This is a genomic window from Actinoplanes sp. NPDC051633 (genome assembly GCF_040681735.1).
In the GTDB taxonomy this organism is placed as follows: domain Bacteria; phylum Actinomycetota; class Actinomycetes; order Mycobacteriales; family Micromonosporaceae; genus Actinoplanes.
In genome coordinates, this window is the sequence record NZ_JBFAZH010000366.1 from 1 (window position 1) to 6,529 (window position 6,529).

The following is a 6,529-nucleotide window of genomic DNA, read 5'->3' on the forward strand; positions in this document are numbered from 1 at the left end:
GTTTTTTTCCGCCAATCATATCTAACATACTTATTAATTGCACTATATATGCCTTTACGAAGTTACCAGACGTTTGTTTACGGTATAACTAACGAAGGCCAGCACCTCCCAGGAGGGCCGGTCGAGCAGGTGGGCGTCGTCGGCGAGCAGGAGGGTCGGCCGGTCGCGGGCCTCCTCGCGGAGCACGCCGAGGGTGGCCAGCCCGAGGGCGAGCCGGCCGGCGTGCACCGGGAGCCCCTCGACCGCCTGGCCGAGGGCGTCGCGCTGCCAGCGCGGGAGGGAGGTCGCGTGCGCGTGGGCGGCGCCGACCAGGCGCTGCAACCCGGCGTACGCGATGTCGGTCTCGTCGGCCTCGCCGGGAATGAACCGGACGGCGTGGCCGGTGGCGGCTTCCGCGGCGGCGCGGAGGATGGTGCTGCGCCCGCTGCCGGCCGGCCCGGTGAGCACGAGCACGCGCCCGGGCCCGCCGTTGACCAGGTCGATGATCGCGGCGGCATCGGATCCGAAATGTTGCACGCGTGATGCAAATTCCATGGGCACAGTGTTACGCCGCCATGACGAAAACGGAAGTCTCCATCGATATCTGTTTCTTCGATCCGGCGCGCCGCCCGGCGCGGCCACCGCCGGCGATGGTTCACTCACCGCCATGTACGGGCATCTGCGGCTCTGGCTCGGCACCGGATTGGTGATCTTCGGCGGGCTGTGGCTCTGGGACCGCCTGAGGCCGTCGGCGGACGTTCCCGGCATGGTCGCGACGTGGTGGCCGGCCGGACTGTTCCTGTTCGGCCTGCTCGGAGTGCTGCGGCTGCTGCTCCGCAAGCCGGCCGCCTGGATCCCGTTCCTGATCATGACCGTGGGCTACGTTCTGCTGCTGCGCACCACCGGGAGGCTGCCGGACAAGGTGGATCTGCTGTTCTGGCCGGGGTTGCTCACGGTGGTCGGCGTTGCGCTGCTGATCTGGTGGTGGCGCCAAAGGCCGGCGAGCCCGATGATCGGCCGACTGACGTCGATCGCCGAGGCACGGCGGATTAAATGGCCGGCACCCGAGCACGAGCGATCGCTGGCTCACCTGGTCGCGATCATGAGCGGTTGCGAGGTGCAGTTGACACCGGCGAGCGGCAAGACGGCGGAGGCCCGCCTCGAGATCACGGCGATCGGGAGCGGCGTCGAGGTGGTGATTCCCACGGGCTGGAAGGTGGCTCTCCACAAGCGGGAGATCCTCGGCCGCTGCCGAGACCTTCCCGACCCGGACGAGTCCACGACCAGCCCGGTCCTGACCGTCAAGGCCCTAGCCATCGGGGCCAGCGTCGACCTCGTCCGGCCGTAGGCCCTGAATGTGGTGATGCACGCCGACATCACTGTCGGTCCGTCCATATGGAATGTCGAACGGATGAACGTTGGGCCTGCGCCAGAGGCTCATCAAGTCGTCGTTCAGTTCTCGTTCGGCGAGCAACCCGGATGGAATGTTCAGATGCATGGCCTGGAGCAGCTTGAGGCGATGCACATCGTAGGCGGCGAAGACCGCGGTGGCGTAGACACCGGCGGCTTCCACTGCCGAGCGGTAGGCCAGACAGGACAGCAGAAACAGCGCCAATGCCGCCAGCATCCACCACCCGTGCCGGAACAGTAGGCCCAGCACCACCACTGAGGTCAGCGCCAGACTCAGACAGAGCCGGGCGGCCGTGTCGAGTTGATTGCGACCATCGGCCACTACCTTCTGGGTGGACTCGGGGAGCACCAGATAGAGACGGGGCCAGGCGCGAAGGGAGATCAACTCATAGGGCTTGCCTGCTTGTTCCTCCATGTGCCGTAGTCGATTGCCGAGACTTGTCGGAAGCAGTGCCGATTCGAATGGCATCCGATTGACCATCTGCGCGGCGTGTCGGCGTTCTGCGACATCAGCAGTATTCGACAGAATCCATTCGAAGCGCTCCTTGCGGCGCTGCTGCATCCACACTCCGTGGCCGCGAATGCGGCCGATCAGGCCCCTCGGACTCCCGTAACCCTCCAACAACCGGATCGATGCGAGTTCGAGGGGCTCCAGCAACAACGCGGCGAGAACCGAACCAGCGGTGATGAACGCCGCGCCGGTCCAACCGTATTCTTTGACTCGCCCGGTCAAGCGCCCGATTGTCGGTGCTTGATCCGGCGCACCAGCCACGATCAGGATGCTGACGACGCCGATGGACAACAGAGCCGGCACCAGGTTGACAAATTTCTGCCGAGTGGTGAAGTCGCCGGCGCCGACTAATTCCGGCATCTCACGAATTCTTGTGTTTCTTGCAACGCCGGGCGAGGGCGCTCCGGTGGACGAGGGGATCGTAAGACCGTATTTCGGTTGTGCGCTCGCAACCTTCGAAAGTGCACGGCCCGCTCACCGGCCGTCCTCGCCGAGCGAGGTAACTGGAATTTGGGTGCCTGCCGCAGCCGGTCTGCCTTGTGAGGTGATAGACGAGGTCCCACCAGTCCCTCCGTGTGCACGCCGCGAGTTGAAGGTCGCTGTCCTCGAGGCCCGGTTGGTCCAGATAGCCCTGAAGCGGCTGCACGCCGATCACCCATGCGATCAAGCGCGCCAGCCGAGCCGGGCGGACATGCGCGGGCATGGGCGGAGCGTATCGAATCGATAGCTCTCTGTATGTCCGCCGAACGGTCGGCTGACCTGCCCTAAGCACTTGCTTAAGTCGGTGTTGACATTGTGTACAGGCCGGGACACATACTGCGCTCGATCACACCACATAGGAGCGTGACCCTGTGCAGGTTCCGGGACCGTTCGAATACGAGCGCGCGACCACCGTCGACCATGCCATCGGGCTCCTCGAACGACTCGGCAGCACGGCCCGCCTGGTCGCCGGCGGGCACAGCCTGCTGCCGATGATGAAGCTCCGGCTGGCCAACTTCGACTATCTGATCGACATCAACGACCTGCACACCGAGCTCGGCTTCATCGTCGTCGGCGACGACGAGGTCCGGATCGGGGCGATGACCCGGCACCGCGAGCTGCTCGAGTCCGACGAGCTGGCCCGGGTCTTCCCGATCTTCTCCGACGCCGAGCGGGTGATCGCCGACCCGGTCGTGCGCAACCGCGGCACGCTGGGCGGCTCGCTCTGCCAGGCCGACCCGTCCGAGGACCTCTCCGCGGTGTGCACGACGCTGAATGCCAGCTGCGTGATTCGCGGCCCGGCCGGCACACGCACGGTCACCATGGAGGATTTCCACCGGGGGCCGTACGAGACCGCGGTCGGCGACGGCGAGATGCTGCTGGAGGTGCGCATCCCGCTGCGGCCGCGCGGCTCCAGCGCGTACGAGAAGGTCGAGCGGCGGGCCGGCGACTGGGCGGTCACCTCGGCCGGCGCCGCGGTGTGGCTCAACGACGACGGCACCGTCGCGGACGCGCGGGTCGGGCTCGCCGCGGTCGGGCCGAACACGACCGGCATCCCGGCGATCTCGGCGGCCATGGCGGGGCAGCCGCCGTCCGAGGAGCTCTACGACCGGGCGGCCGCGATCGCCCGCGACGCTTGCGAACCGGCCACCGACCAGCGCGGCAGCGCGGACTACAAGCGCCACCTGGCCGGTGAGCTCACCCGCCGCACGCTGCGGCGTGCCGTGCAACGGATCGGGGGTTAGACGCCATGCAGGTCACCATGACCGTGAACGACGTCGAGTACACGCGGGAGATCGAGGGCCGGCTGCTGCTGGTGCACTTCCTGCGCGACGTGCTCGGCCTGACCGGCACGCACTGGGGCTGCGACACCAGCAACTGCGGCACCTGCGTGGTGTGGCTGGACGAGGAGCCGGTCAAGTCGTGCACCGTGCTGGCCGCGATGGCCGGCGGGCACCGCGTACGCACGGTCGAAGGTCTTGCGAACGGCGCCGAGCTCGATCCCGTACAACAAGGCTTCATGCAGTGTCACGGCCTGCAGTGCGGTTTCTGCACGCCGGGGATGATGATGACCGCGCGGGCCCTGCTGGACCGCAATCCGGATCCGGACGACCACGAGATCCGCGAGGCCATCTCCGGGCAGATCTGCCGGTGCACCGGGTACGCGACGATCGTGCGCTCGGTCAAGTGGGCGGCGGCGCACGAGGCCGCGGCGGCGAACGAGGCGCACGCGAACGAAGCTCAGGCGGTGACGTCATGACGACCATTCAGGAACCGCCCCAGAAGGTCGAGTTCGAGAACAACGATCAAAAGCCTGTCGGGTACGGGCGGATGCTGCGCAAGGAGGACCCGCGCTTCGTCCGTGGCCGTGGCCGCTTCGTCGACGACGTGCAGCTGCCCGGCATGCTGCACCTGGCGATCCTGCGCTCCCCCTTCGCGCACGCCCGCATCGTCTCGATCGACACCACCGCCGCGTCGGCCGCGCCCGGGGTCAGGGCCGTGGTCACCGGCGCCGCCCTGGCCGACCAGAACCTGGCCTGGATGCCGACGCTGTCCGGCGACGTGCAGGCCGTGCTGGCCACCGACAAGGTGCGCTTCCAGGGCCAGGAGGTGGCCTTCGTGGTCGCCGACGACCGGTACGCCGCCCGGGACGCCCTCGAGCTGATCGACGTCGAGTACGACGTCCTCGACCCGGTGATCGACGCGCGGACCGCGCTGGCGCCCGACGCCCCGGTGATCCGCGACGACCTCGAGGGCAAGACCAACAACCACTGCTTCGACTGGGAGACCGGCGACGAGGCGGCGACCGAAGCGGTCTTCGCCCGCGCGGACGTGGTGGTCAAGGAGGACATCGTCTACCCCCGCGTGCACCCGGCGCCGATGGAGACGTGCGGCGCGGTGGCCGACTTCGACGCGGTCGACGGCAAGCTGCGGCTCTGGTCCACCACGCAGGCGCCGCACGCGCACCGCACGCTCTACGCGATCGTGGCCGGGCTGCCCGAGCACAAGATCCAGGTGATCGCCCCGGACATCGGCGGCGGCTTCGGCAACAAGGTGCCGATCTACCCCGGGTACGTGTGCGCGATCGTCGCCTCGATCGTGACCGGCAAGCCGGTGAAGTGGATGGAGGACCGGTCGGAGAACCTCATCTCCACCGGGTTCGCGCGCGACTACATCATGCGCGGGGAGATCGCGGCCACCCGCGACGGGAAGATCCTGGCGATCCGCACCAATGTGCTCGCCGACCACGGCGCGTTCAACGGCACCGCGGCGCCGGTGAAGTATCCGGCCGGCTTCTTCGGGGTGTTCACCGGCAGCTACGACATCGAGGCCGCGTACTGCAAGATGACCGCGGTCTACACCAACAAGGCGCCGGGCGGAGTCGCGTACGCGTGCTCGTTCCGGATCACCGAGGCCGTCTACCTGGTCGAGCGGATCGTCGACTGTCTGGCGTACGAGCTGGACATGGACCCGGCCGAGCTGCGGCTGAAGAACTTCATCCAGCCGGACCAGTTCCCGTACATGACCAAGACCGGATGGGAGTACGACTCCGGCGACTACGAGCCGACCATGCGGCTGGCGATGGACATGGCCGGGTACCCGGAGCTGCGCAAGGAGCAGGCGGAGAAGCGTGCTCGCGGCGAGCTGATGGGCATCGGCATCGCGTTCTTCACCGAGGCGGTCGGCGCCGGCCCGCGCAAGAACATGGACATCCTCGGGCTGGGCATGGCCGACGGCTGCGAGCTGCGGGTACACCCGACCGGCAAGGCCGTCGTGCGGCTGTCGGTGCAGAGCCAGGGCCAGGGGCACGAGACGACGTTCGCGCAGATCGTGGCCGAGGAGATCGGCATCCCGCCGGCCGACATCGACGTGGTGCACGGCGACACCGACCAGACCCCGTTCGGCCTGGGCACCTACGGCAGCCGGTCAACGCCGGTGTCCGGGGCGGCGGCCGCGCTGGTCGCCCGCAAGGTGCGCGACAAGGCCCGGATCATCGCCTCCGGCATGCTCGAGGTGTCGGTGGCCGACCTGGAGTGGGACAAGGGCTCCTTCCACGTCGCGGGCGACCCCGGCAAGGCGGTGACCATCCAGGACATCGCGATGCGCGCGCACGGCGCCGGTGACCTGCCGGACGGCGTCGAAGGCGGACTCGAGGCACAGATCTGCTACAACCCGTCGAACCTCACCTACCCGCACGGCGCGTACATCTGCGTGGTGGACGTCGACCCGGGCACCGCGGTGGTGAAGGTACGCCGGTTCATCGCGGTCGACGACTGCGGCACCCGCATCAACCCGATGATCATCGAGGGCCAGGTGCACGGCGGGCTGACCGACGGCGTGGGCATGGCGCTGATGGAGATGATCGCGTTCGACGAGGACGGCAACTGCCTCGGCGCGTCGTTGATGGACTATCTGATCCCGACGTCGCTCGAGGTGCCCGACTGGGAGACCGGCTTCACCGTCACACCGTCGCCGCACCACCCGATCGGCGCCAAGGGCGTGGGCGAGTCGGCCACGGTGGGTTCGCCGCCGGCCATCGTGAACGCGGTGGTGGACGCGCTGCGTCCCTACGGGATCAGGCACGCGGACATGCCGCTGACCCCGTCGCGGGTCTGGGAGGCGATGCAGGGTACGCCGAGGCCGCCGATA

General features: G+C 68.0%; 5 protein-coding genes and 2 pseudogenes. 4 read left to right on the forward strand and 3 right to left on the reverse strand.

Features of this window, described 5'->3' with window-relative positions; translation table 11 throughout:
- Both AB0M20_RS20675 and AB0M20_RS20680 read right to left on the reverse strand, forming a co-directional pair.
- Nucleotides 1–150: pseudogene (locus tag AB0M20_RS20675) on the reverse strand (replication/maintenance protein RepL); the annotation flags it as partial.
- A pseudogene (locus AB0M20_RS20680) lies at nt 151–747 on the reverse strand (ATP-binding protein); the annotation flags it as partial.
- Here AB0M20_RS20680 and AB0M20_RS20685 point away from each other — a divergent pair.
- Complete coding sequence (locus tag AB0M20_RS20685; protein WP_364300405.1) at nt 647–1,327, forward strand: hypothetical protein; 681 nt, start codon at nt 647–649, stop codon at nt 1,325–1,327. The pseudogene AB0M20_RS20680 and the gene AB0M20_RS20685 sit on opposite strands and share 101 nt — an antisense overlap.
- Here AB0M20_RS20685 and AB0M20_RS20690 read toward each other — a convergent pair.
- Entirely contained in the window at nt 1,289–2,260 is a 972-nt protein-coding gene (locus AB0M20_RS20690) for a hypothetical protein (protein WP_364300397.1), read from the reverse strand. The genes AB0M20_RS20685 and AB0M20_RS20690 overlap by 39 nt on opposite strands.
- A 491-nt stretch (nt 2,261–2,751) precedes the next feature.
- Here AB0M20_RS20690 and AB0M20_RS20695 point away from each other — a divergent pair, with 491 nt between their 5' ends.
- The 3 genes from AB0M20_RS20695 to AB0M20_RS20705 all read left to right on the forward strand — a co-directional run.
- Nucleotides 2,752–3,624, forward strand: coding sequence for a xanthine dehydrogenase family protein subunit M (locus AB0M20_RS20695; protein WP_364300399.1), 873 nt, complete (start codon nt 2,752–2,754; stop codon nt 3,622–3,624).
- Between the two features lie 5 nt (nt 3,625–3,629).
- Nucleotides 3,630–4,139 carry a (2Fe-2S)-binding protein gene (locus tag AB0M20_RS20700; RefSeq protein ID WP_364300401.1) on the forward strand — a complete coding sequence of 170 codons (510 nt, stop codon included), beginning with the start codon at nt 3,630–3,632 and terminating at the stop codon, nt 4,137–4,139.
- A partial coding sequence (locus tag AB0M20_RS20705; RefSeq protein WP_364300403.1) for an aerobic carbon-monoxide dehydrogenase large subunit occupies nt 4,136–6,529 on the forward strand: 2,394 nt, incomplete at its 3' end. The genes AB0M20_RS20700 and AB0M20_RS20705, both read left to right, overlap by 4 nt.

Excerpts from the sequence above, each read along its gene's own strand:
- AB0M20_RS20685 (WP_364300405.1), top strand. The coding sequence starts at position 647 with ATGTACGGGCATCTGCGGCTCTGGCTCGGCACCGGATTGGTGATCTTC.
- AB0M20_RS20700 (WP_364300401.1), top strand. The coding sequence starts at position 3,630 with ATGCAGGTCACCATGACCGTGAACGACGTCGAGTACACGCGGGAGATC.
- AB0M20_RS20690 (WP_364300397.1), bottom strand. The coding sequence starts at position 2,260 with ATGCCGGAATTAGTCGGCGCCGGCGACTTCACCACTCGGCAGAAATTT.